Annotated in this window: 20 protein-coding genes and 1 pseudogene; 20 read left to right on the plus strand and 1 reads right to left on the minus strand. The window is 71.4% G+C overall.

What is annotated here, in order from left to right:
- Positions 1-134: 134 nt before the first annotated feature.
- From F8274_RS06235 to F8274_RS06325, 19 genes and pseudogenes are all read left to right on the plus strand, one after another.
- Positions 135-1160: pseudogene (locus F8274_RS06235) on the plus strand (LPXTG cell wall anchor domain-containing protein); the annotation flags it as partial.
- Between the two features lie 99 nt (positions 1161-1259).
- The gene (locus F8274_RS06240; RefSeq protein WP_151461325.1) at positions 1260-1970 is read left to right on the plus strand and encodes a demethylmenaquinone methyltransferase; all 711 of its coding nucleotides are present in this window, start codon (positions 1260-1262) and stop codon (positions 1968-1970) included.
- A 72-nt stretch (positions 1971-2042) separates the two neighbouring features.
- A complete protein-coding gene (locus tag F8274_RS06245; protein WP_151461326.1) occupies positions 2043-2261 on the plus strand; it encodes a hypothetical protein in 219 nt (72 codons plus the stop codon).
- Between the two features lie 134 nt (positions 2262-2395).
- Entirely contained in the window at positions 2396-3670 is a 1275-nt protein-coding gene (locus F8274_RS06250; protein ID WP_151461327.1) for a geranylgeranyl reductase family protein, read from the plus strand.
- 122 nt (positions 3671-3792) lie between these two features.
- The gene (locus tag F8274_RS06255; protein ID WP_073834101.1) at positions 3793-4158 is read left to right on the plus strand and encodes an NADH-quinone oxidoreductase subunit A; all 366 of its coding nucleotides are present in this window, start codon (positions 3793-3795) and stop codon (positions 4156-4158) included.
- Between the two features lie 14 nt (positions 4159-4172).
- On the plus strand, positions 4173-4850 hold the full coding sequence (locus tag F8274_RS06260; RefSeq protein WP_151461328.1) for an NADH-quinone oxidoreductase subunit B family protein: 678 nt from the start codon (positions 4173-4175) through the stop codon (positions 4848-4850).
- A gap of 55 nt (positions 4851-4905) precedes the next feature.
- Positions 4906-5643 (plus strand): NADH-quinone oxidoreductase subunit C, encoded by a 738-nt coding sequence (locus tag F8274_RS06265; RefSeq protein WP_151461329.1) that lies wholly within the window; start codon positions 4906-4908, stop codon positions 5641-5643.
- Positions 5640-6965 carry an NADH-quinone oxidoreductase subunit D gene (locus tag F8274_RS06270; RefSeq protein ID WP_151461330.1) on the plus strand — a complete coding sequence of 442 codons (1326 nt, stop codon included), beginning with the start codon at positions 5640-5642 and terminating at the stop codon, positions 6963-6965. Before F8274_RS06265 ends, F8274_RS06270 begins: the two co-directional genes overlap by 4 nt.
- Positions 6962-8059, plus strand: a complete 1098-nt coding sequence (gene nuoE, locus F8274_RS06275) for an NADH-quinone oxidoreductase subunit NuoE (RefSeq protein ID WP_151461331.1) — start codon at positions 6962-6964, stop codon at positions 8057-8059. The genes F8274_RS06270 and nuoE overlap by 4 nt, the downstream gene beginning before the upstream one ends.
- Positions 8056-9372 carry an NADH-quinone oxidoreductase subunit NuoF gene (gene nuoF, locus F8274_RS06280; RefSeq protein WP_151461332.1) on the plus strand — a complete coding sequence of 439 codons (1317 nt, stop codon included), beginning with the start codon at positions 8056-8058 and terminating at the stop codon, positions 9370-9372. Before nuoE ends, nuoF begins: the two co-directional genes overlap by 4 nt.
- Positions 9372-11852 carry an NADH-quinone oxidoreductase subunit G gene (locus F8274_RS06285; protein ID WP_151461333.1) on the plus strand — a complete coding sequence of 827 codons (2481 nt, stop codon included), beginning with the start codon at positions 9372-9374 and terminating at the stop codon, positions 11850-11852. The genes nuoF and F8274_RS06285 overlap by 1 nt, the downstream gene beginning before the upstream one ends.
- 61 nt (positions 11853-11913) lie before the next feature.
- On the plus strand, positions 11914-13269 hold the full coding sequence (nuoH, locus tag F8274_RS06290; protein ID WP_151461334.1) for an NADH-quinone oxidoreductase subunit NuoH: 1356 nt from the start codon (positions 11914-11916) through the stop codon (positions 13267-13269).
- Position 13270: 1 nt separating this feature from the next.
- A complete protein-coding gene (nuoI, locus tag F8274_RS06295; protein WP_151461335.1) occupies positions 13271-13912 on the plus strand; it encodes an NADH-quinone oxidoreductase subunit NuoI in 642 nt (213 codons plus the stop codon).
- On the plus strand, positions 13909-14679 hold the full coding sequence (locus tag F8274_RS06300) for an NADH-quinone oxidoreductase subunit J (protein WP_151461336.1): 771 nt from the start codon (positions 13909-13911) through the stop codon (positions 14677-14679). Before nuoI ends, F8274_RS06300 begins: the two co-directional genes overlap by 4 nt.
- Complete coding sequence (gene nuoK / locus F8274_RS06305) at positions 14676-14975, plus strand: NADH-quinone oxidoreductase subunit NuoK (protein WP_073834091.1); 300 nt, start codon at positions 14676-14678, stop codon at positions 14973-14975. Before F8274_RS06300 ends, nuoK begins: the two co-directional genes overlap by 4 nt.
- Positions 14976-14982: 7 nt before the next feature.
- Complete coding sequence (gene nuoL / locus F8274_RS06310) at positions 14983-16944, plus strand: NADH-quinone oxidoreductase subunit L (RefSeq protein ID WP_151461337.1); 1962 nt, start codon at positions 14983-14985, stop codon at positions 16942-16944.
- Between the two features lie 64 nt (positions 16945-17008).
- Positions 17009-18541: an NADH-quinone oxidoreductase subunit M gene (locus F8274_RS06315; protein WP_151461338.1), complete on the plus strand. Its 1533-nt coding sequence runs from the start codon at positions 17009-17011 to the stop codon at positions 18539-18541.
- A complete protein-coding gene (nuoN, locus tag F8274_RS06320; RefSeq protein ID WP_151461339.1) occupies positions 18538-20091 on the plus strand; it encodes an NADH-quinone oxidoreductase subunit NuoN in 1554 nt (517 codons plus the stop codon). The genes F8274_RS06315 and nuoN overlap by 4 nt, the downstream gene beginning before the upstream one ends.
- Positions 20092-20178: 87 nt before the next feature.
- On the plus strand, positions 20179-21261 hold the full coding sequence (locus F8274_RS06325; RefSeq protein ID WP_151461340.1) for a polyprenyl synthetase family protein: 1083 nt from the start codon (positions 20179-20181) through the stop codon (positions 21259-21261).
- A 91-nt stretch (positions 21262-21352) separates the two neighbouring features.
- Here F8274_RS06325 and F8274_RS06330 read toward each other — a convergent pair whose 3' ends face one another.
- Positions 21353-22543, minus strand: coding sequence for an MFS transporter (locus tag F8274_RS06330; protein WP_151461341.1), 1191 nt, complete (start codon positions 22541-22543; stop codon positions 21353-21355).
- A gap of 154 nt (positions 22544-22697) precedes the next feature.
- Here F8274_RS06330 and F8274_RS06335 point away from each other — a divergent pair, with 154 nt between their 5' ends.
- A complete protein-coding gene (locus F8274_RS06335) occupies positions 22698-23480 on the plus strand; it encodes an IclR family transcriptional regulator (protein ID WP_151461342.1) in 783 nt (260 codons plus the stop codon).
- Positions 23481-23515: the final 35 nt, after the last annotated feature.

Raw genomic sequence — 23515 nt, forward strand, 5'->3', positions numbered from 1 at the left:
CCCGCCCCTGCTGTCTCTGTCTCTGCAGGGGACGGACGAATTGATCGATCAGGTTCTGGCGTGTCCCGACGTCGCTCCGGTAGCGTCCGTTCGTTCCGCAATCATCGGCACGTCCCGAGGTGGACAACACCGGCGGCGCCGCCGACGCCAAGGACGTCCGGGTCACCGTGGAGACCAAGGGTCTCAAGCCGCGGAAGGTCGGCGTGGTGGTCCCCGAGGGCTGCGAGGTCGACGGCACCCGGTTCTCCTGCCTGCTCGGCGACCTGGCCGCCGGCACCACCGAGGACTTCGGCATCCCGCTCTTCTCCACGGGCGGCAAGGGCGCCGCGGGCACGCTGACGGTCAGCATCAGCGCGGCCACCGGGGATCCCGACCCGGAGAACAACACCGTCGAGCACGACATCACCGTCACCGCGCCCGGCTACGACCTCACCACGTGGGTGCAGGACGTGTACGCGGACGTGCAGGTCGACGGCGACGAGGCCGGGGAGTCCGGCCTGAAGGCGGTCAAGCCGGGGGAGACCGCCCCGCTGGACTGGGCCGTCTACAACGACGGCAGCCGCCGCGCCACGGGCATCGCGTACGGGATCACGCTGCCGGCCGGCGTCACCTTCGCCGAGCTGCCCGAGGGCTGCGTCGAGCAGGACCTGGGTGGCCTGCCCACGGCGTACTGCGAGGACGGTGGCGCGGTGCTGAAGCCGGGTGACTACTACACCGCCGGCGTCCGGGTGAAGGTCGGCGCGGACGTCACCGAGTCGGTGCTCCGCCCCGGCTTCGTGTTCGCCTCCGGGCTCGACGCCGCGTCCGGCGCGCCCGAGGAGGAGCCCCGAGTGGCCAGCTCGACGCAGCGGCGCACGTTCACCGAGACCGACGACGGCGACAACACGGCCCAGTTCGACGTCTTCGTCGACCAGACCACGCAGCCCACGCCGACCCCGACTCCGACCGCCGAGCCGACCCCGACCGGTGGCGCGACGGCGAGTCCCGCGCCGACCGAGGGTGGCGGTGCCGGCGGCGGCCTGCCGGTGACCGGTGTGCAGGTCGGCCTCATCGGCGGCGTCGGTGGAGCCATCCTGCTGGCCGGCGGGGCGCTGCTGGTGCTCTCCCGCCGCCGGAAGGTGGTCCTGGTCACGCCGGCCGACGAGCGGACCGGGGACTGACCGACCGACCTGGACAGCGAGCGGGCGGGGTGGGCGACCACCCCGCCCTTTCGCGTACCCGGGAGGAGTCGGGCGCGGGTCGGCTGGCAGAGTGGAGGCGTGAGCCGTACCCCCCAGGGCCAGCGCGCCAGCCTGGACAAGCAGCCGCACGAGGTCGCCGCCATGTTCGACGGCGTGGCCGCCCGCTACGACCTGACCAACACCGTGCTCTCCTTCGGGCAGGACCGGTTCTGGCGGCGGGCCACCCGGGCGGCGTTGGGGCTGCGTCCGGGCGAGCGGGTGCTGGACGTGGGCGCCGGCACCGGCGTCTCGACCGAGGAACTGGCGCACTCCGGGGCGTACGCGGTGGGCGCGGACCTGTCGCTCGGCATGCTGCACGCCGGCAAGCGCACCCGGCCGGGGGTGCCGCTGCTGGCCGGGGACGCCCTGCGGCTGCCCTTCGCCGACGCCAGCTTCGACGCGGTCACCATCTCCTTCGCGCTGCGCAACGTCAACGACACCGAGGCGGCGCTGCGTGAGCTGGCGCGGGTGACCCGGCCGGGCGGCCGGCTGGTGGTCTGCGAGTTCAGCACCCCGGTCAACCCGGCCTTCCGCACCGTCTACCTGTCGTACCTCATGCGGTCGCTGCCGGCGGTGGCGCGCACGGTGTCGAGCAATCCCGACGCCTACGTCTACCTGGCCGAGTCCATCCGGGCCTGGCCGGACCAGGCGGCGCTGGCCGCCCGGATCGGCGCGTCCGGCTGGGGCCGGGTGGCCTGGCGCAACCTGACCGGCGGCGTCGTGGCGCTGCACCGCGCGACCCGGGAGTGACCTCCGGGCCGGCAAACCGGCCTTTTCGTGAATATCCGTTTTAGGTCTACTTTGTCCCGTAAGCTCGCCCCCATGACGGGACCAGACCGAGCGACCACCGACGACGACGCGGCGGAACTGATCGCGCAGCTCCGGGATCTGGCCGGCGCGGATCCCGCCGACGTCCGCCAGGTGGTCGCCGAGGTGCTGGCCGCACTCGACCGCGCGGCCGGCGGCGCGCTGCGCGACCACCTGCCGGAGGCGATCCGGCTCGACGCCGGCCTGGGGCCGGCCACCGCCGCCCGCTCCTGACCGCCGCACGGGCTCCGGCCCGGCCTGTTTCCGCGAGTTAGGCCCCCCTCAGCGCATACAGGTGTAACGCCGGTCATAGACTCCAACCCGATCGGCTTGTGAAGCATTTCACGAGCATGCGGGAGGAGGCGCGGATGACCGCGGTGGAGAACGACGCCGACGTCATCGTCGTGGGCGCCGGTCCCGGAGGATCGGCGACGGCGTACCACTTGGCGCGGCACGGCGTACGCGTGCTGCTGCTGGAGAAGACCGAATTTCCCCGGGAGAAGGTCTGCGGCGACGGGCTCACGCCCCGGGCCGTGCGGCAGCTCATCCGGATGGGCGTGGACACCTCGCCCGAGGCCGGCTGGCTGCACAACAAGGGCCTCCGGGTGATCGGCGGCGGGGTACGCCTGGAACTGGACTGGCCCGACCTGGCCAGCTTCCCCAACTACGGCCTGGTCCGGACGCGGCTCGACTTCGACGACCTGCTCGCGCAGCGGGCCGTCGCCGCCGGGGCGAAGCTGCGGACCAGCGTCAACGTGCTGACTCCGGTGCTCGACGCGGACGACCGCGTGATCGGGGTGCAGGCCGAGGTGGGCCCGGACAAGGAGCCGGCCACCTTCCACGCGCCGCTCGTGGTCGCCGCCGACGGCGTATCCGGCCGCTTCCCCCTCGCCCTCGGGCTGGCCAAGCGGGAGGACCGGCCGATCGGCGTGGCGGTCCGCCGCTACTACCGCTCGCCCGCCAAGCACGACGACGACTACCTGGAGTCCTGGCTGGAGCTGCGGGCCAAGGGCAACGACGCGCTGCTGCCCGGCTACGGCTGGATCTTCGGCCTCGGCGACGGCCGGGTGAACGTCGGCCTTGGCGTGCTCAATTCCTCGTCGGCGTTCGGCAAGACGAACTACCGGCGGCTGCTCACCGACTGGCTGGCCAACACCCCCGAGGACTGGGGGATGACCGACGAGGCCAATGCGGAGGGGCCGATCCTCGGCGCCGCGCTGCCCATGGGCTTCAACCGGGTCCCGCACTACACCCGCGGGGTCCTGCTGGTCGGCGACTCCGGCGGCATGGTCAACCCGTTCAACGGCGAGGGCATCGCGTACGCCATGGAGTCCGGCGAGCTGGCCGCCGAGGTGGCGGTGCAGGCGCTGGCCCGACCGGCCGGCGCGGAGCGGGAGCGGGCGCTGCTGGCGTACCCGCAGGAGCTGAAGGCCCGCTTCGGCGGCTACTACCGGCTCGGCGGGATCTTCGTGAAGCTCATCGGCCGGCCCGAGGTCATGCGGATGGCCACGAAGCACGGCATGCCGCACCCGATGCTCATGCGCTTCGTGCTCAAGCTGCTGGCCAACCTGACCGACCCCCGGGGCGGGGACGCCATGGACCGGGTCATCAACGCGATGACGAGGGTGGCACCCGCCGTGTAGACCACCGGTCCCGGCCCCCGGGACCGACAAAGATCGACCCCCGCCGTCGAGGTCGTGAGGGACGTGAATAGTGTGATTTTCGCCAACCACCGAGGTCAGGGAAGGACGAGCAGGAGACAACGATGACGCTCTCTCCTTACGCACCGATCATCGGGCTGTTCGCCCTCGCCGCGGGGTTCGCGCTGTTCTCCGTGGCCGCCGCCCGATTCGCCGGCCCCCGGCGTCTGAACAAGGCCAAGCTCGAGGCGTACGAGTGCGGCATCGAACCGAGCCCGCAGCCGGTCGGCGGAGGCCGGTTCCCGATCAAGTTCTACCTGACGGCGATGCTCTTCATCGTCTTCGACATCGAGATCATCTTCCTCTACCCCTGGGCGGTCTCCTTCGACGCCCTGCCGATCTTCGGCTTCGTGGAGATGGTCCTGTTCATCGTCGCGGTCTTCGTCGCCTACGCCTACGTCTGGCGGCGCGGCGGCCTGGACTGGGACTGAGGGAGGTACGTCAGATGGGCATCGAGGAGAAGCTCCCCGCCGGCGTCCTGCTCACCTCCGTGGAGAAGCTGGTCAACTGGTCGCGGAAGTCGTCCGTCTGGGGCGCCACCTTCGGCCTGGCCTGCTGCGCCATCGAGATGATGGCCGCCGGTGGTCCGCACTACGACATGGGCCGCTGGGGCATGGAGGTCTTCCGGGCCTCGCCGCGGCAGGCGGACCTCATGATCGTGGCCGGCCGGGTGAGCCAGAAGATGGCCCCGGTGCTGCGCCAGATCTACGACCAGATGGCCGAACCCCGCTGGGTCATCTCGATGGGCGTCTGCGCCAGCAGCGGCGGCATGTTCAACAACTACGCCATCGTGCAGGGCGTCGACCACATCGTGCCGGTCGACATGTACCTCCCGGGCTGCCCGCCCCGGCCCGAGATGCTCATCGACGCGGTGCTCAAGCTCCGCGAGAAGATCATGTACGAGCCGCTGGGCGCGAACGGCCGCAAGATGCTGGAGGCCCGCAAGCAGCGCGGTGACGTGCCCGTGGTGCCGTACGGCTCGATGCCGTCGTCGTACCGCAACGACAAGGCCCGCCGCGCCGAGTGGACCCAGGCGGTCCGCGAGGGGCGCGAGGAGCAGCTGCGGATCGAGAACTGGATGAAGGCGCAGAACCACCTCGGCGTGCAGCGGGGCCCCAAGTGAGCGCGAGGAGTGCAGCGAAGCGGAGCCCCGCAGTCGCGAACGAAGGGCAGGCGCAGTGACGGCACCGAACGACAGGAACAACGACGGCGGCGTGCCGGTTCCCACGACGCCGGCCGGCGCCAGCAGCACCGCACCGGCCGAGTATCCGCCGGCCAGCCCGGCCGGGCGCGGCATGTTCGGCAACCAGGGCAGCGGCGACGTCTCCGGCTTCGGCGGCCTGGTCCGCCAGCGCAAGCCGATCGAGGAGGCATCCCGGCCGTACGGGGGCTACTTCGACGAGGTCCGCGACGCGCTGGAGGAGGCGTACCCCGCGTTCGGCGACGCGATCGAGAAGGTCGTGGTCGACCGGGGCGAGCTGACCCTGCACGTCCGCCCGGAGCGGATCGCCGAGGTCTGCCAGGTGCTGCGCGACGACCTGGCGCTCCGCTTCGAGCTCTGCTCCTCGGTGTCCGGGGTGGACTACCTGGGCGCCGACGAGCGCCGGCTGCACGTGGTCTACCAGCTCACCTCGATGACCTACCGGCGGCGGGTCCGGCTGGAAGCCGCGGTCTCCGTCGAAGACCCGCACCTGCCGAGCGTCACCGGCGTCTACCCGACCGCCGACTGGCAGGAGCGGGAGGCGTACGACATGTTCGGCGTCGTCTTCGACGGCCACCCCAGCCTGACCCGGATCCTCATGCCGGACGACTGGGAGGGGCACCCGCAGCGCAAGGACTACCCGCTGGGTGGCGTCCCGGTGGAGTACAAGGGCGCCGAGATCCCGCCGCCGGACCGGAGGAGGTCATACCAGTGACGACGTCGAACTACGCGACCGAGCGCGAGACCACCGAGGGCAAGGTCTTCACCGTCACCGGTGGGGACTGGGACCAGGTCGTCTCCGGCACGGACCCGATCAACGACGAGCGGATCGTCGTCAACATGGGTCCGCAGCACCCGTCCACGCACGGCGTGCTCCGGCTGATCCTGGAGCTGGAGGGCGAGACGGTCCGCGAGGCCCGCTCGGTCATCGGCTACCTGCACACCGGCATCGAGAAGAACCTCGAATACCGGAACTGGGTTCAGGGCTCGACCTTCGTGACCCGGATGGACTACCTCTCCCCGCTGTTCAACGAGACGGCGTACGCGCTCGCGGTGGAGAAGCTGCTCGGCATCACCGACGAGGTCACCGAGCGGGCCACCACCATCCGGGTGCTGATGATGGAGCTCAACCGGATCTCGTCGCACCTCGTCTGGCTGGCCACCACCGGCATGGAGCTGGGCGCGATCAACATGATGTTGTACGGCTTCCGCGAGCGGGAGTACATCCTCGACATCTTCGAGACCATCACCGGCCTGCGCATGAACCACGCGTACGTGCGGCCGGGCGGGGTGGCGCAGGACGTGCCGGACGAGGCGATCGCCAAGATCCGCGACTTCCTGAAGCTGATGCCGAAGAAGCTCAAGGAGTACGAGGACCTGCTCTCCGGCCAGCCGATCTGGATCGAGCGCACCAAGAACGTGGCCGTGCTCGACGTGACCGCCTGCCTCGCGCTCGGGGTGACCGGCCCGGTGCTCCGCTCCGCCGGTCTCGCCTGGGACCTGCGCAAGACCATGCCGTACTGCGGTTACGAGACGTACGAGTTCGACGTCCCGACCCACACCGACGGCGACGTCTGGGGCCGCTACCTGGTCCGGCTCGCCGAGATCCGGGAGTCGCTGAAGCTGGTCGAGCAGGCCCTCGACCGGCTCAAGCCGGGCCCGGTGATGGTCGCCGACCGCAAGATCGCCTGGCCGGCCCAGCTCGCCATCGGCGTCGACGGCATGGGCAACTCGCTGGAGCACGTCGCCAAGATCATGGGTCAGTCGATGGAGTCGCTGATCCACCACTTCAAGCTCGTCACCGAGGGCTTCCGGGTCCCGCCGGGCCAGGTGTACGTCGGCATCGAGTCGCCCCGCGGCGAGCTGGGCGTGCACGCGGTCTCCGACGGCGGCACCCGGCCCTACCGGGTGCACTACCGGGAGCCGAGCTTCGTGAACCTGCAGGCCCTCCCGGCGATGGCCGAGGGTGGCCTGATCGCCGACGTGATCGCCGGTGGCGCCTCGCTGGACCCCGTGATGGGTGGTTGTGACCGATGACCGTTTTCACTGAAGAGACCCGGGAGCGGGCGCGCGAGATTATCGCCCGCTACCCGGCGGACCGGTCCCGCTCGGCGCTGCTGCCGCTGCTGCATCTGGTCCAGTCCGAGGAGGGTTACGTCTCCCCGGCCGGGGTCGAGTTCTGCGCCGAGGTGCTCGGCCTGAACAAGGCCCAGGTCGGCGCGGTCGCCACCTTCTACACGATGTACAAGCGCAAGCCGACCGGTGACTACCTGGTCAGCGTCTGCACGAACACGATGTGCAACGTCCTCGGCGGCCAGGAGGTCTACGACACCCTCGCCGAGCACCTGGGCGTCGGGCACGACGAGACCACCGGCGACGGGAAGATCACGCTGGAGCACGCCGAGTGCCTGGCGGCGTGCGACTACGGCCCGGTCATGACGGTCAACTACGACTTCTTCGACAACGTCGACCCGCAGGGCGCGCTCGGCGTGGTGGAGGAGCTGCGCGCCGGTGGGCGGCCGATGCCGACCCGGGGTGCCCGGCTGTGCACCCTCAAGGAGATGGCCGTCCAGCTCGCCGGTTTCGCCGACGAGCGGGACGGCGCGGTCGGCGACGGCGGGCCGGGCGAGCCGACCCTGCGCGGCCTGCGCCTGGCCGAGCAGCACGGCATCGCGGTGCCGGGCTTCGACCCGAACACCCCGATCCGCAGCAAGGCCGAGGCCGACAAGGCCGCCGCCGAGGCGAAGGCCAGGGCCGAGGCCGCCAAGCCGACCCCGGCGGCCGAGCCGGTGAAGCCGGAGGCCGCCACCGGCAGCACCGCGCCGGACGTGAAGGCGCCGGACGACAAGTCGCCGCAGGTGCGTACCGCCGAGACCCGGCAGCCGGACGCGGCCACCGCGGTGGCCGACGCCCCCGGCACCAAGGTCCCGACGGACACCACCGCCCCGGCGCCGCGCGACGCGCAGGCGGCGGAGGCCGCCGGTGCGGCGGCGAACCCGCCGGCCGGTGACGGCAAGCCCGCCGGCGACGAGGCCGGGGCGCAGCAGCGCAACCTCAAGGAAGCGGAGGCCGGGGCGGGCGCCAACGGCGCGGGCCCGGCGGTCGCGAGCGAAACGGGGGTCCAGAAGTGACCGCTCCTCGGCCGGAGACGCTGGCCAAGCTGACGCCGGTGCTCACCAAGCGCTGGCTGTCGCCGGACGCCTGGCGGATCGGCACCTACGAGAAGCTGGACGGCTACGCCGCCCTGCGCAAGGCGCTCAAGGCGCACCCGGACGACCTGATCCAGCTGATCAAGGACTCCGGGCTGCGCGGCCGCGGTGGCGCGGGCTTCCCGACCGGTCTCAAGTGGGGCTTCATCCCGCAGGGCGACGGCAAGCCGCACTACCTGGTGGTGAACGCCGACGAGGGCGAGCCGGGCACCTGCAAGGACCTGCCGCTGATGACCCACGACCCCCACGCGCTGGTCGAGGGCGTCATCATCGCCTCGTACGCGATCCGCGCCAACCGGGCGTACATCTACATCCGCGGCGAGGCCGTGCACGCCGCCCGCCGGCTGCGCAACGCCGTGCAGGAGGCGTACGCCAAGGGCTACCTCGGCCGGAACATCCAGGGCAGCGGCTTCGACCTCGACCTGGTGGTGCACTCCGGCGCCGGGGCGTACATCTGCGGCGAGGAGACCGCGCTGCTGGACTCGCTGGAGGGCTTCCGCGGCCAGCCCCGGCTGCGCCCGCCGTTCCCGGCGACCCACGGCCTGTACGCCAGCCCGACCGTGGTGAACAACGTCGGCACCATCGCCAGCGTGCCGTACATCGTGCTGGGCGGCGCCGACTGGTGGAAGACCATGGGCACGGAGAAGTCGTCCGGCCCGATGATCTACTCGCTCTCCGGCCGGATCGCCAACCCGGGCCAGTTCGAGTGCTCGATGGGGATCACCCTGCGCGAGCTGATCGAGCTGGCCGGCGGCATGCAGCCCGGGCACAACCTGAAGTTCTGGACCCCGGGCGGCTCGTCGACGCCGCTGCTCACCGCCGAGCACCTGGACGTGCCGCTGGACTTCGAGGGGGTGGCGGCGGCCGGCTCGATCCTGGGCACCACGGCCACGCAGATCTTCTCCGACCAGGACTGCCCGGTGTACGCGACCTACCGGTGGCTGGAGTTCTACCACCACGAGTCGTGCGGCAAGTGCACCCCGTGCCGCGAGGGCAACTACTGGATGGTCCGGGTCTACCGGCGGATCCTCGCCGGCCAGGGCACCCACGAGGACCTGGACACCCTGCTCGACACCTGCGACAACATCCTCGGCCGTTCGTTCTGCGGTCTGGGTGACGGTGCGACCAGTCCGGTGACCTCGTCGCTGAAGTACTTCAAGCAGGACTACCTCGACTACATCGAGGGACGTACCGCGCCGAAGCTCTCCGAGAAGCAGCTGGTGGGAGCCCACTGATGACCGACGTAGCCAAGCAGATCGAGACCGTCACCCTGACCATCGACGGCGTCCAGGTCACCGCCCCCAAGGGGGCGCTGCTGATCCGGGTCGCCGAGCAGTTGGGCACCGAGATCCCGCGGTTCTGCGACCACCCGCTGCTGGCCCCGGCCGGCGCCTGCCGGCAGTGCCTGGTGGAGGTGGAGGGCCAGCGCAAGCCGGTCGCCTCCTGCACCCAGACCGTGGCCGACGGCATGGTGGTCCGGACCCAGCTCACCTCGCCGGTCGCCAAGAAGGCCCAGGAGGGGGTGATGGAGCTGCTGCTCCTCAACCACCCCCTGGACTGCCCGATGTGCGACAAGGGCGGCGAGTGCCCGCTGCAGAACCAGGCCATGTCCACCGGCCGCACGGACTCCCGGTTCCACGAGCACAAGCGGGAGTACCCGAAGCCGCTGCCGATCAGCACCCAGGTGCTGCTCGACCGCGAGCGCTGCGTGCTGTGCCAGCGCTGCACCCGGTTCTCCGAGGAGATCGCCGGCGACAAGTTCATCGACCTGATGGGCCGGTCGTCCGCCGAGGAGATCAATATCTACCGCGACGACGCTTATGGGGAGGAGGGAGACGAGGGTGATGTCCCCTTCAACTCCTACTTCTCCGGCAACACCGTGCAGATCTGCCCGGTGGGCGCGCTGACCGGCGCGCAGTACCGGTTCCGCGCCCGCCCCTTCGACCTGGTCTCCACCCCCAGCGCCTGCGAGCACTGCGCGGCCGGCTGCGCCCAGCGCACGGACTGGCGGCGCGGCAAGGTGCAGCGCCGGCTGGCCGGCGATGACCCGGCCGTGAACGAGGAGTGGAACTGCGACAAGGGCCGCTGGGGCTTCCAGTACGCCCGCGCGTTCGACCGGCTCACCACCCCGCTGGTGCGGGACGGGAAGACCGGGGAGCTGCGCGAGGCGTCCTGGAGCGAGGCGCTCACCCGGGCCGCCGAGGGGCTGCGCGCCGCCCGGGACGGCGGGCAGGGCACGGCGGTGCTGACCGGCGGCCGGCTCACCGTCGAGGACGCCTACGCGTACGCGAAGTTCGCCCGGGTCGCGCTGCACACCAACGACATCGACTTCCGGGCCCGCCCGGTCTCCCGCGAGGAGGCCGACTTCCTGGCCAGCAGCGTCGCCGGGGTCACCGACGTGACCTACGCCGACGTGGAGAACGCGCCCGCCGTGGTGCTGGTCGGCCTGGAGCCGGAGGAGGAGTGCCCGATCCTCTTCCTGCGGCTGCGCAAGGCGTACCTCAAGAAGAAGCTCACCGTGTACGCGCTCGCGCCGTTCGCGACCCGCGGCCTGGAGAAGCTCGGGGCCAAGCTGGCCCGGGTGGTGCCGGGCGAGGAGGCCAGCGTGCTGGCCGAGCACACCACGGTGGCCGAGGCCCTGAGCCAGCCGGGTGCCGTCCTGATCGTCGGCGAGCGGCTGGGCGCGGTGCCCGGCGGCCTCTCCGCCGCGGCGGACGTGGCCCGGCGTACCGGGGCCAAGCTGGCCTGGGTGCCGCGGCGTGCGGGTGACCGCGGCGCGGTCGACGCGGGCTGCCTGCCCAACCTGCTCCCCGGCGGCCGCATGGTCACCGAGCCGGCCGCCCGCGCCGAGCTGGGCGAGGCGTGGGACATCCCGGCCGGGGTGATCCCGAGTCAGGCCGGGCGCGACACCGACGGCATCCTCACCGCCACGGCCAACGGTCAGGTCGGCGCCCTCGTGGTGGCCGGCGTCGACCCGGCCGACCTGGCCGACCCGCGCCTGGCCGAGCAGGCCTTGGACGCGGTGCCGTTCCTGGTCAGCCTGGAGCTGCGGATGAGCGCCGTGTCCCGCCGGGCCGACGTGGTCCTCCCGGTCGCCCCGGTGGTCGAGAAGGCCGGCAGCTTCCTGGACTGGGAGGGCCGGCTGCGCACCTTCGAGAAGGTGCTGGACACCGGCGCGATGACCGACGGCCGGGTGCTCGACGCGATCGCCGCACAGCTCGACGTGCGGCTCGGCACCGGCGACGTGCAGAGCGTCCGCCGCGAGTTGGGGGCGCTGCCGCCGACCCGGGTGGACCGGCCGTCCGCCCCGTCGGTCGAGCCGGTCGCCGTGCCGCAGCCCGGCGCCGGCGAGGCCGTCCTGGCGACCTGGCACCAGCTCATCGACCTGGGCAGCCTCACCGACGGCGACGAGCACCTCGCCGGCACCGCCCGCCCGCCGGTGGTCCGGCTGGGCAAGGGCACGGCCGAGGCGCTCGGCGTCGCGGACGGCGACCCGGTGACCGTCGGCACCGACCGCGGCGCGCTCACCCTGCCGACCGCGATCACCGAGATGCCGGACGGCGTCGTCTGGCTGCCGACCAACTCACCCGGCTCGACCGTCCGGCGCAGCCTCGGCGCGACGTCCGGCGAGGTCGTCAAGGTCTCGGCCGCGCCCGTCGCCGCGGACGCGGCCGGTCGTCCGGGTCCGCTCCTCAACACCGGGAGTGCCCAGTGAGCGCGAGGAGTGAACGAGCGGAGCGAGTGAGCCCCGCAGTCGCGAACGAAAGGTGGGTGCAGTGAACACCGTCATCCTCGCGGCGCAGGACCCGACGCTTGCCGACTTCGGCAAGGACCCGTGGTGGCTGGTCCTCATCAAGATCGTCTTTGCGTTCGCCTTCGGCCTGGTGGCCACCCTGCTCGGCGTCTGGTTCGAGCGCCGGGTGGTCGGCCGCATGGCCGTCCGGCCCGGCCCGAACCAGGTCGGCCCGTTCGGCCTGCTGCAGACCCTGGCGGACGGCCTGAAGATGGCGTTCAAGGAGGACATCCTCCCGCGCGCCGCCGACAAGGTGGTCTTCTTCTTCGCGCCGACCATCTCTGTGATTTCCGCGGTCACCGCGCTGTCGGTGGTGCCGTTCGGCCCGAAGGTGAGCATCTTCGGCCACTGGACGCCCCTGCAGGTCACCGACGTGTCGGTGGCGGTGCTGGTGATCCTCGCCTGCTCCTCGATGGGCATCTACGGCATCGTGCTCGGCGGTTGGGCCTCCGGCTCGACGTACCCGCTGCTCGGCGGTCTCCGGTCCAGCGCCCAGATGATCTCGTACGAGGTCGCCATGGGGCTGAGCATCGTGGCGGTGTTCATGACCGCCGGCACGATGTCGACCAGCGGGATCGTCGCCGCGCAGGGGGACGCCACCCAGCTCACCATCGCCGGCCAGCAGATCCCGGCCCCCGGCTGGTACGCGATCCTGCTGCTGCCCAGCTTCGTCATCTTCTTCATCGCCATGGTCGGTGAGACCAACCGGGCGCCGTTCGACCTGCCCGAGGCGGAGTCGGAGCTGGTCGCGGGCTTCATGACCGAGTACAGCTCGCTCAAGTTCGCGCTCTTCATGCTCTCCGAGTACGTCTCGATGGTGACCATGTCCGCGGTCACCACCACGCTCTTCCTCGGCGGCTGGCGGGCACCCTGGCCGATCACCCTCTGGGCCGGCGCCAACTCGGGTTGGTGGCCGATGCTCTGGTTCTTCGGCAAGGTCATCGTTCTCGTCTTCGTCTTCGTCTGGCTGCGGGGCACCCTGCCCCGGCTCCGCTACGACCAGTTCATGCGGTTCGGCTGGAAGGTCCTGCTGCCGATCAACCTGGTCTGGATCCTGGTGCTGAGCGGGCTCCGCTCGATCGAGGACTGGCAGACCAAGGACCGGCTGGTCGCCACCGGCATCGGTGCGGGCGTGCTCCTGCTGGCCACGCTCTTCTGGCCGAGCCGGAAGAAGGCGCCGAAGCCGCCGCTGCAGGAGCAGGTGAACAGCCGTCCACACGGCAGCTTCCCGCTGCCGCCGATGGATCTTCAAGTTCCGCCGAGCCCGCGTACCAAGCGCGTGGTCGCCGAGCGGGAGCCGGCCAACGTCGTCGCCGGCTCGGAGTCAGGGGAGGTGTGACGTGGGCGCGATCACCGGAACGTTCAAGGGCTTCGGGGTCACCTTCTCGCACATGTTCAAGAAGGTCGTCACGACCGACTACCCGTTCAAGCCGCCGGTCTCGGCGCCGCGCTACCACGGGCGGCACATCCTCAACCGGCACCCGGACGGGCTGGAGAAGTGCATCGGCTGCGAGCTGTGCGCGTGGGCCTGCCCGGCGGACGCGATCTACGTCGAGGGTGGCGACAACTCCGAGGAGCAGCGCTTCTCCCCGGGTGAGCGGTACGCCAGCGTCTACCAGATCAACTACGCCCGGTGCATCTTCTGCGGGCTCTGCATCGAGGCCTGCCCGACCCGCTCGCTCACCATGAGCAACGAGTACGAGCTGGCCCGGGACAACCGGCAGGATCTGATCTTCACGAAGGAGCAGCTGCTCGCGCCGCTGCTGCCGGGCATGGAGCAGCCGCCGCACCCGATGCGGCTGGGTGACAGCGAGAAGGACTACTACGTCGGCGGGCTGACCAACCCGGGCACCTCGGCCGGCGCCGAGCACTCGCCGATGGGCCCGGGCCGGTACCAGGTGGAGGAGCACCCCGGTGTGACCTTCCCCGGCGCCGAGCAGGCCGCGCAGCGGGCCGAGGCGGGCAAGGGAGCAGGGGCATGACCACGCAGACGGTGCTCGCCGCGGCGGGCCAGGTGTCCGGGGGCGAGGAGGTCACCTTCTGGATCCTCGCCCCGCTGGCCCTGATCGGGGCCATCGGCATGGTCTGGGCGCGCAACGCGGTGCACTCGGCGCTCTGGCTGGTGCTGACCATGCTCTGCCTGGGCGTGTTCTACGTGCTCCAGGCCGGGCCGTTCATCGGCATGGTGCAGATCATCGTCTACACCGGCGCGATCATGATGCTGTTCCTGTTCGTGCTCATGCTGGTCGGCCGGGACGCCTCGGACTCGCTCATCGAGACGCTGCGCGGCCAGCGGGTCGCCGCGGTCGTGCTCGGGCTCGGCTTCGCCGGCCTGGTCGGCTCCGGGCTCTACCGGGCGCTGGAGGGCGTGCAGGCGGCCGGCCTGGACCAGGCGAACGCCGAGGGCAACGTGCAGGGCATCGCCCGGCTGCTCTTCACCAAGTACGTCTTCGCCTTCGAGCTGACGTCCGCGCTGCTCATCACGGCCGCGGTGGGCGCGATGGTGCTGGCGCACGTGGAGCGGCGCAAGGAGGACCGGATGGACCAGATCGCCACCATGAAGGCCCGGTTCCGTCCCGGCAACTACCCCGGCCCGAAGCCCGGGCCGGGTGTCTTCGCCACGTCGTCGTCGGTGGCCACCCCGGCCCGTCTGCCCGACGGCCGGCTGACCGACCGCAGCATCCCGGAGATCCTGCCGGTGCGCGAGCTGACGGCCGAGGACACCGCACTGAAGGGGACCGACAAATGACCCCGGACTACTACCTGATCCTCGCGGCGGTGCTGTTCACCATCGGCGCCGTCGGCGTGCTGATCCGGCGCAACGCGATCGTGCTGTTCATGTGCGTCGAGCTGATGCTCAACGCGGCCAACCTGACGCTTGTCACGTTCAGCCGCATCAACGGCGACCTGAACGGCCAGATCATGGCGTTCTTCGTGATGGTGGTGGCCGCGGCCGAGGTCGTGGTCGGGCTCGCCATCATCATGTCGATCTTCCGGACCCGGCGCTCGGCGAGCGTCGACGACGCCAACCTGCTGAAGTACTGAGGGGCTCGTGGTGGAGAAGATTCTGACGTTCGCCCAGGCCGAACCGGCCGGGACCGTCGCCTTCGCGACGGCGGATGGGCTCTTGGGCAGTGTCTGGCTGCTGGTGGCCATCCCGCTGGTGAGCGCGGCGATCCTGCTGCTGCTCGGCAAGCGGGCGGACCGCTGGGGTCACTGGCTGGGCGTGGCGGCCATCGGCGCCGCGTTCGTGCTCGGCCTGACCTACTTCTTCCAGCTGCGTGGCCTGGAGAACAAGCAGGTCGAGCAGAGCCTCTGGCAGTTCATCACGGTCGGCGACCTCAAGGTGGACTTCGGTCTGCTCTTCGACCCGCTGGCCGCGGTCTTCGTGCTGCTGATCACCGGGGTGGGTTTCCTCATCCACCTCTACGCGGTCGAGTACATGGCGCACGACGAGGGCCGGCGGCGGTTCTTCGGGTACTTCAACCTGTTCGTCGCCGCGATGCTGCTGCTGGTGCTCGGCAACAACTACGTGATGCTCTACTTCGGCTGGGAGGGCGTCGGTCTGGCGTCGTACCTGCTGATCTCCTTCTGGTACGGCCGGCCGAGCGCGGCCACCGCCGGCAAGAAGGCGTTCCTCATGAACCGGGTCGGCGACGCCGGCCTGGCCATCGGCATCTTCGTCATGTTCGCCATGCTCGGCACCACCCAGTACGACGAGGTGTTCAACGGCGTCGGCGCGCTGAGCAGCACCACCGTGCTGGTGCTGGGCCTGCTGCTCCTGCTCGGCGCGACGGGCAAGTCCGGCCAGTTCCCGCTCCAGGCGTGGCTGCCGGACGCCATGGAGGGCCCGACCCCGGTCTCCGCGCTCATCCACGCGGCGACCATGGTCACCGCGGGCGTCTACCTGATCGCCCGCTCCAACCCGATCTTCTCGGCCGACCACACCCTCCAGCTCGTGGTGGTCAGCGTCGGCGCGATCACCCTGCTCATGGGGTGCATCATCGGCGCGGCCAAGGACGACATCAAGCGGGTGCTGGCCTGGTCCACGGTGAGCCAGATCGGCTACATGTTCCTCGGCGTCGGCCTGGGCGGCGCGGCGTACGCGCTGGCCATCGTGCACCTGCTGGCGCACGGCTTCTTCAAGGCCAACATGTTCCTCGGCGCCGGCTCGGTCATGCACGGCATGAACGACCAGGTGGACATCCGGCGCTTCGGCAACCTGTCGAAGTACATGAAGGTCACCTGGCTGACCTTCATGGCGGGCTGGCTGGCCATCATCGGCATGTTCCCGTTCTCCGGCTTCTTCTCCAAGGAGCCGATCATCGTGGCCGCGTTCGAGCGGGAGGGCTGGACGGCCTGGCTGTTCGGGCTGGCCGCGCTGCTCGGCGCCGGGCTCACCGCGTTCTACATGACCCGGCTGTTCGTGCTCACCTTCCACGGCCCGAAGCGGTGGACCGAGGACATCGAGCACCCGCACGAGTCGCCGAAGCTCATGACCATCCCGCTGATCCTGCTGGCGATCGGCTCGGTCGCGGCGGGCTTCCTGCTCGCCACGTCGGTGCCGGACTGGCTGGAGGCGACCGCCGGCCTGGGCGGCCAGGAGGAGGGCCACGAGGCCGTCCTCGCGCACTGGCTGATCACCGCGCTCTCCCTGCTGGTGACCGTGCTCGGCGCCGGGCTGGCCTGGTTCCTGTTCCGCAACGGCACGGCCACCGAGCCGCAGCCGGCCGGTGTGCTGGTCACCGCCGCCCGCCGGAACCTCTACACGGACGCCGTCAACGAGGCGGTCTTCGAGAAGCCGGGCATCTTCCTCACCCGGGCGCTGGTCTTCCTCGACAACCGGGGCGTCGACGGGCTGGTCAACGGCCTGGCCGCCGCGGTGGGCGGGGGCTCGGGCCGGCTCCGGCGGCTGCAGACCGGTTTCGTGCGGTCGTACGCGACCTCGATCCTGACCGGCGCGCTGCTCGTGGTGGCGGCCTTCCTGGCGGTGCAGGCGGGGTGGCTGGCGTGATCGACCTCAACGCGGCCGCCCCCGCCGGCGGGCCACGCAGTCACGACGGAGGTAAGGCCGAATAATGTCCAACTTCCCGTTCCTCTCGGTGCTGACCGTGGCACCGCTGGTCGGCGCCCTCGTGGTGGCCCTGCTGCCGCGGCGCAACCCGGACCTGGCCAAGCTGGTGGCGTTCGGCTGGTCGCTGCTGGTGCTGGTGCTCTCGGTGGCCATGTGGATCGCCTTCCAGGCCGACGGTGACCGGTTCCAGTTCCGCGAGTCGTACGCGTGGATCCCGAACTGGGGCGTCAACTTCACCTTCGAGGTGGACGGCATCGCGCTGGTCATGCTGATGCTCATCGCGATCCTGGTGCCGCTGGTGATCCTGGCGTCGTGGCACGACGCCGAGTCGTCCCGGCGCTCGGTGCCGGTCTACTTCGCGCTGCTGCTCGTCCTCGAGTGCACGATGATCGGCGTCTTCGCCGCCGCCGACGTCTTCCTGTTCTACGTGTTCTTCGAGGTCATGCTGGTGCCGATGTACTTCCTCATCGGCAGCTACGGCGGCCACCAGCGGCAGTACGCGGCGGTGAAGTTCTTCCTCTACTCCCTGGTCGGCGGCCTGTTCATGCTGGCCGCGGTGATCGGCCTCTGGGTGGTCGGCGGGAAGACCTTCGACTGGCAGGCGCTCAGCCAGGCCGAGTTCGCCACCGACACGGCCCGCTGGCTGTTCCTCGGCTTCTTCCTCGCGTTCGCGATCAAGGCGCCGTTCTTCCCGTTCCACACCTGGCTGCCGGACGCCGGTGGCGCGGCCCCGGCCGGCGCGGCGGCACTGCTCGTCGGCGTGCTCGACAAGGTCGGCACCTTCGGGATCCTGCGGTACTGCCTGCCGCTCTTCCCCGAGGCGTCGAGGTGGTTCGCCCCGTGGGCGCTGGCGCTCGGCGTCATCGGCATCATCTACGCCGCGCTGCTGGCGGTCGGGCAGAACGACCTCAAGCGGCTGGTGTCGTACACCTCGATCGCGCACTTCGGCTTCATCGGGGTCGGCATCTTCGCCTTCACCACCCAGGCCGGCACCGGCGCGGTCCTCTACATGCTCAACCACGGCCTGGCCACCGGCCTGCTCTTCCTCGTGGTGGGCATGCTGATCGCCCGCCGGGGCTCGGCGCTGATCAGCGACTTCGGCGGCGCGGGCAAGCTCGTGCCGGTGCTCGCCGGGGTGCTCTTCTTCGCCGGTCTCGCCTCGCTGGCGCTGCCCGGCACCGCGCCGTTCGTCTCCGAGTTCCTGGTGCTGATCGGCACGTTCACCACGAACAAGCCGGTCGCGGTGATCGCCACGCTCGGCATCATCCTGGCCGCGGCCTACGTGCTCTGGATGGTGCAGCGCACCACCCAGGGCACCCTCAACCCGGCCCTGACCGAGGTCGACGGCATGCGCCGGGACCTCACCCTGCGCGAGAAGGTCGTGGTCGCTCCGCTGATCGCGCTGATCGTGCTGCTCGGCTTCTATCCCAAGCCGGTCACCGATGTCATCAACCCCGCCGTCCAGGCGACCATGCAGGACGTCGGCAAGACCGATCCCGCCCCTGAGATCGGCAGTGTCCAGGAGGCCGCGAAGTGAGTGAACTGAAGCTGCCGTCGATCGACTACGCGGCGCTCGCTCCCATCCTGATCATGTTGGGCGCCGCCCTGGTCGGCGTCCTGGTCGAGGCGTTCGTGCCGCGCCGCCTGCGCAACGCGGTGCAGCTCACGCTCGCCCTGCTGGCGGTGCTGGCCGCCCTGACCATGGTGATCCTGAACGCCGACGACCGGCTGATCACCGCCGGTCAGGCCATCGCCGTGGACGGGCCGACGCTCTTCCTGCAGGGCGCCATCCTGATCCTGGCCGCCATGGCGCTGCTGCTCGTCGGGGAGCGCACGGTGGAGCGCGGTGGGGCCTTCGTGGCCCAGGCCGCGGTCACCGCCGAGTCCGACGACGACCGGCGGCAGGCCGACGGGATGGGCGGCACCACCGAGGTGTACCCGCTGGTCACCTTCGCGATCGGCGGCATGCTGATCTTCGTGGCGGCGAACGACCTGCTGACCATGTTCATCGCGCTCGAGGTCTTCTCGCTGCCGCTCTACCTGCTCTGCGCGCTGGCCCGCCGCCGGCGGCTGCTGAGCCAGGAGGCCGCGCTGAAGTACTTCATGCTCGGCGCGTACGCCTCGGCGTTCTTCCTCTTCGGTGTGGCCCTCATCTACGGCTTCACCTCCGGGATCCCGAACCGCGGCGCCGGCGTCGACTTCGCCACCGTGCACGCCGCGGTGGCCGAGTCCTCGTCCAGCCCGGTGCTGCTCTTCGCCGGCATGGCGCTGCTCGCCATCGGCCTGCTCTTCAAGGCCGCGGCCGCCCCGTTCCACGTCTGGACCCCGGACGTCTACCAGGGCGCCCCGACGCCGGTGACCGGCTTCATGGCCGCCTGCACCAAGGTCGCCGCGTTCGGCGCCCTGCTGCGGGTCTTCCACGTCGCCTTCGCCGGGGCCTCCTGGGACTTCACCCCGGTGCTCGGCGCGGTGGCCGTGCTGACCATGCTGGTCGGCGCGGTGCTGGCGGTCACCCAGACGGACATCAAGCGGCTGCTGGCGTACTCGTCGATCGCGAACGCCGGCTACCTGCTGGTGGGCGTGCTGGCGCCCAGCAAGGACGGCCTCTCCGGCACGATGTTCTACCTGGTCGCGTACGGCTTCTCGGTGCTCGCCGCGTTCGCCGTGGTGACCCTGGTCCGGGACGCCGACGGGGAGGCCACCCACCTGTCCCGCTGGGCCGGGCTGGGCCGCCGGTCGCCGTTCTTCGCGGCCATCTTCACGTTCATCCTGCTGGCCTTCGCCGGTATCCCGCTCACCAGCGGGTTCACCAGCAAGTTCGCCGTCTTCGCCCCGGCGCTGGACGCGAACCAGGCCTGGCTCGTGATCGCCGGCGTGCTGACCAGCATGGTGCTGGCCTTCCCGTACCTGCGGGTCGTGGTGATGATGTGGCTCTCCGAGCCGGGCGACGCCACCCCGACGGTCACCGTGCCGGGCGCGCTCACCTCGGCCGCCCTGGTCATCGGCGTGCTCGCCACGCTGGTCCTGGGTGTCGCCCCGGCACCCCTGCTCGACCTGGCCAACGGTGCCGCCGAATTCGTGCGATGACCCAGGTACCCCCCGGGGGCCGGTACGCCGTGGCGTACCGGCCCCCGGTCCGTATCCCCCTCGCTGGGCAGGTCGAACGGGTGTGGCATGGTTGATGGCGTGGTGATTCCGGCTGGCGAGCGTTCAGGTGCCACCGGGCCGGGCGGTCGTCCGGGCCCGGAGAGCACGGGTCAGTTCGGCGCGCTCGGGCTGCACCTCGCCGATCCGCGCGTCGAGGCGTCCGTGCTGGGCCTCCTGGATCGGGTCGAGGTCGACCTGCGGGCCAGCGTGGCCAGCGCCGACCCACTCGTCACCGAGGCGGCCCGGCACCTGGTCGAGGCCGGCGGCAAGCGGTTCCGCCCGCTGCTCGTGGCGCTCGGCGCCCAGTTCGGCGACCCGGACGACGCGCACGTCGTCCCCGCCGCCGTGGTGATGGAGCTCACCCACCTGGCGACGCTCTACCACGACGACGTCATGGACGAGGCGGCCGTGCGCCGGGGCGCCCCGAGCGCCAACTCCCGCTGGACCAACTCGGTGGCCATCCTGGTCGGCGACTACCTCTTCGCCCGGGCCGCCGACATCGCGGCCAGCCTGGGCCCGGAGGCCGTCCGCCTGCAGGCGCGCACCTTCGCCCGGCTGGTGCACGGGCAGATCGCCGAGACGGTCGGCCCGCGGGGCACCGACCCGGTCGCGCACTACCTGCACGTGATCGCCGAGAAGACCGGTTCGCTGATCGCCACCTCGGCCCGCTTCGGCGGCATGTTCGGCGGGGCGTCCGCCGAGCACATCGAGGCCCTGGCCGGCTACGGCGAGGTCATCGGGGTGGCCTTCCAGCTCTCCGACGACCTGCTGGACATCGCCAGCGAGTCGGTGCAGTCGGGCAAGACGCCCGGCACCGACCTGCGGGAGGGCGTGCCGACCCTGCCGGTGCTCTACGCGCTCGCCTCCGACGACTCCGACGCGGCGAGCGTCCGGCTGCGGGAGATCCTGGCCACCGGGCCGCTGGTCGACGACGCGCTGCACGCCGAGGCCCTCGGCCTGCTCCGCGAGTCCCCGGCGCTCAAGCGCGCCCGGGAGACCGTCCGCAGCTACGCCGAGGACGCCCGCGCCCGCCTGGCCCCGCTGCCCGAGGGCCCGGCCCGCCGCGCCCTCGAATCCCTCTGCGACTACATCGCCGACCGCACCAGCTGACCCCCCGGCCGGGCACCGCGCCGTCCCTCCACGGCGCTGATCATGAAGTTATTGCCACGACACGCCGTGCCCGATGGCCATAACTTCATGATCAACGAGACGGGGACGGGGAGCGGGACAGGAGGCGGGCGCCCGCCAGCATGAACGCGGCGGCCAGGAGCATGGCGGCCGCCGCGGTGCCCCACATGGTCGGGTAGCCTGCCGCGTCGGCGATCGTGCCGAGGCCGAGTGGGCCGAGGCAGCCGCCCGCGTACACCCCGGTCTGGGTGATCGAGGTGGCGGCGGCCGGGGCCTGCGGGTGGAGCCGGACCACCGCGAAGTTCATCAGCCCGGGCCACGCCCAGCCGAGGCCGAAGCCGAGCACCACGCCGGCGACCAGCGGCACCGGGCCGGCCACCGCGAGCAGGACCAGCCCCACGGCGCCCACCACCAGCATCCCGGCGATCACCGCGACGTGCCCGGTTTTCCGGCGGTCGGCCAGCCAGCCGGCGCCCACCCGGGCCGCCACGCAGACCGCGCTGCCCAGGGTGAGGGTGAGCCCCGCCAGTGCCGGGGACAGGCCCCGGCCGGCCGCCGAGTCGACCACGAAGGTGCCCAGCGCGTTCGCCGCGGCGGCCGCCAGGGTCGCCGCCACGCCGACCACCACGAGCGCCGTCGTGGCCCGGCCCGCCCGGGCGGAGGCGGTCCGGGCCCGGTCCCGCTCGGCCGGGGGTACGGCCGGCAGCGCGGCCAGCGCCGCGAGGGCGGCCACCACGAACGCCCAGCGCCAGCCGGCGGTCAGCGCGACGGTCGGCACCGCCGCGCCGGCCAGCAGGGTGGAGATCGGGATGGCGGCCTGCTTCACGCCGAAGGAGAGCCCCTGCCTGTGGGCGGGCACATGGCGGGCCAGCGCGGCGTTGCTGGCGAGCTGGCCGAGGGCGTTGGCGGCGGCGCTGAGCGCGAGCAGCGCCACCAGGACCGGGTACGACCGGGCCAGCCCCGCCACGGCCAGCAGCGAGCCGGCGGAGAGCACGATGCCGGCGCGGGCCACCACGGCCGGCCCGTACCGCTCGACCAGGGCGCCGGAGGGCACCGAGGCGAGGGCGCTGACGCCGAAGTAGACCGAGACGGCCAGGCCGAGCCCGGCGGGGGTGAAGTCGAGGTCGTCGCCCATCTGCACGGCGAGGCCGCCGACCAGGAAGACGGGCAGGACGCAGGCGATCGTGGTGGCGATCGCGCCCGCGTTGATCCGGACGGTACGCCGGGACGCGGGCGGAGCGGGGTGCAGCGCGGTGTCGGTCATGGTCCGGCAAACCTACGCCGGTCACGTTTCGGCAGCTGATCGTGTCTGTCGGTGCACTGTCTGTGCCCGGTGATCTGGCATCCTCGATCCGAACAGGCATTTCGCACTCGGCCTGTTTTTCATATGGTGTAAGTCCCCGGCGGCGGAGGTGGTTGTGCGTGACCCCTTGGCGGAACCTTCGGACCTGATCCGAAGTGTCTCCCGCGCGCTACGAGTGCTCGAGTCGGTCGGCCGTGCGCCGAAGGGGCTCACCGTCAAGCAGATCGCCCGCCGCTGCGAGCTGACCGTCGCCACCACCTACCACCTGGTGCGCACGCTGGCCTACGAGGGTTACGTGATCCGCCGGGAGGACGGCACGTACATCGTCGGGCTGGAGGTCGCCGACCGCTACCGCGAGCTGGTCACCGCGTTCCGGGGGCCGCCGCCGGTCGGGGAGGCGCTGCGGCGGGCCGCCGCGGACACCGGCTGGAGCCACTACCTGGGCCGGTTCGTGGGCGGCCAGGTGGCCGTCACGGCGGTGTCCGAGGGGCCGCGCTCGCCGTACCTGGAGGACCTGGTGCCGGGCTTCGACGAGGGCGCGCACGCCACCGCGCTCGGCAAGAGCCTGCTGGCCACCCTCACGGCCGAGCAGCGCTTCCGCTACCTGCGGGAATACGGCATGCGCCCGTTCACCGGCGCCACCCTCACCACCACCGAGGCCTTCGAGGCCGACCTGGCCGCCGGCGACCGGCGCGGCATGCAGTTGGAGCTGGGTCAGTTCCGGCAGGGAGTGGCATGCGCGGCGGTGCTGGTCACCCCCGACAAGGACATCGAGCGACGGGTCGTGCTGGCCTGCGCGCTGCCGGCCAGCGAGATGATGACCTCCGCCCGGGTGGTCCGGGCCAAGCTGCTCACCGTCGCCCGCGCGGTCGCCGACGGCATCGCCGCGGACACCTGAGCCGGGACGGCCGGAGGGCCGCCACCCAGGCGGGG

Origin of the sequence: Micromonospora sp. AMSO31t (assembly GCF_008868175.1) — a bacterium.
In the GTDB taxonomy this organism is placed as follows: Bacteria; Actinomycetota; Actinomycetes; order Mycobacteriales; family Micromonosporaceae; genus Micromonospora.

What these genes read in the sequence shown, in the direction of transcription:
- F8274_RS06325 (WP_151461340.1), top strand. Translation starts at nt 20,179, where the DNA reads ATGGTTGATGGCGTGGTGATTCCGGCTGGCGAGCGTTCAGGTGCCACC.
- F8274_RS06315 (WP_151461338.1), top strand. Translation starts at nt 17,009, where the DNA reads ATGTCCAACTTCCCGTTCCTCTCGGTGCTGACCGTGGCACCGCTGGTC.
- F8274_RS06300 (WP_151461336.1), top strand. Translation starts at nt 13,909, where the DNA reads ATGACCACGCAGACGGTGCTCGCCGCGGCGGGCCAGGTGTCCGGGGGC.
- F8274_RS06285 (WP_151461333.1), top strand. Translation starts at nt 9,372, where the DNA reads ATGACCGACGTAGCCAAGCAGATCGAGACCGTCACCCTGACCATCGAC.
- F8274_RS06260 (WP_151461328.1), top strand. Translation starts at nt 4,173, where the DNA reads ATGGGCATCGAGGAGAAGCTCCCCGCCGGCGTCCTGCTCACCTCCGTG.
- nuoK (WP_073834091.1), top strand. Translation starts at nt 14,676, where the DNA reads ATGACCCCGGACTACTACCTGATCCTCGCGGCGGTGCTGTTCACCATC.
- F8274_RS06255 (WP_073834101.1), top strand. Translation starts at nt 3,793, where the DNA reads ATGACGCTCTCTCCTTACGCACCGATCATCGGGCTGTTCGCCCTCGCC.
- F8274_RS06330 (WP_151461341.1), bottom strand. Translation starts at nt 22,543, where the DNA reads ATGACCGACACCGCGCTGCACCCCGCTCCGCCCGCGTCCCGGCGTACC.
- nuoE (WP_151461331.1), top strand. Translation starts at nt 6,962, where the DNA reads ATGACCGTTTTCACTGAAGAGACCCGGGAGCGGGCGCGCGAGATTATC.
- F8274_RS06245 (WP_151461326.1), top strand. Translation starts at nt 2,043, where the DNA reads ATGACGGGACCAGACCGAGCGACCACCGACGACGACGCGGCGGAACTG.
- F8274_RS06250 (WP_151461327.1), top strand. Translation starts at nt 2,396, where the DNA reads ATGACCGCGGTGGAGAACGACGCCGACGTCATCGTCGTGGGCGCCGGT.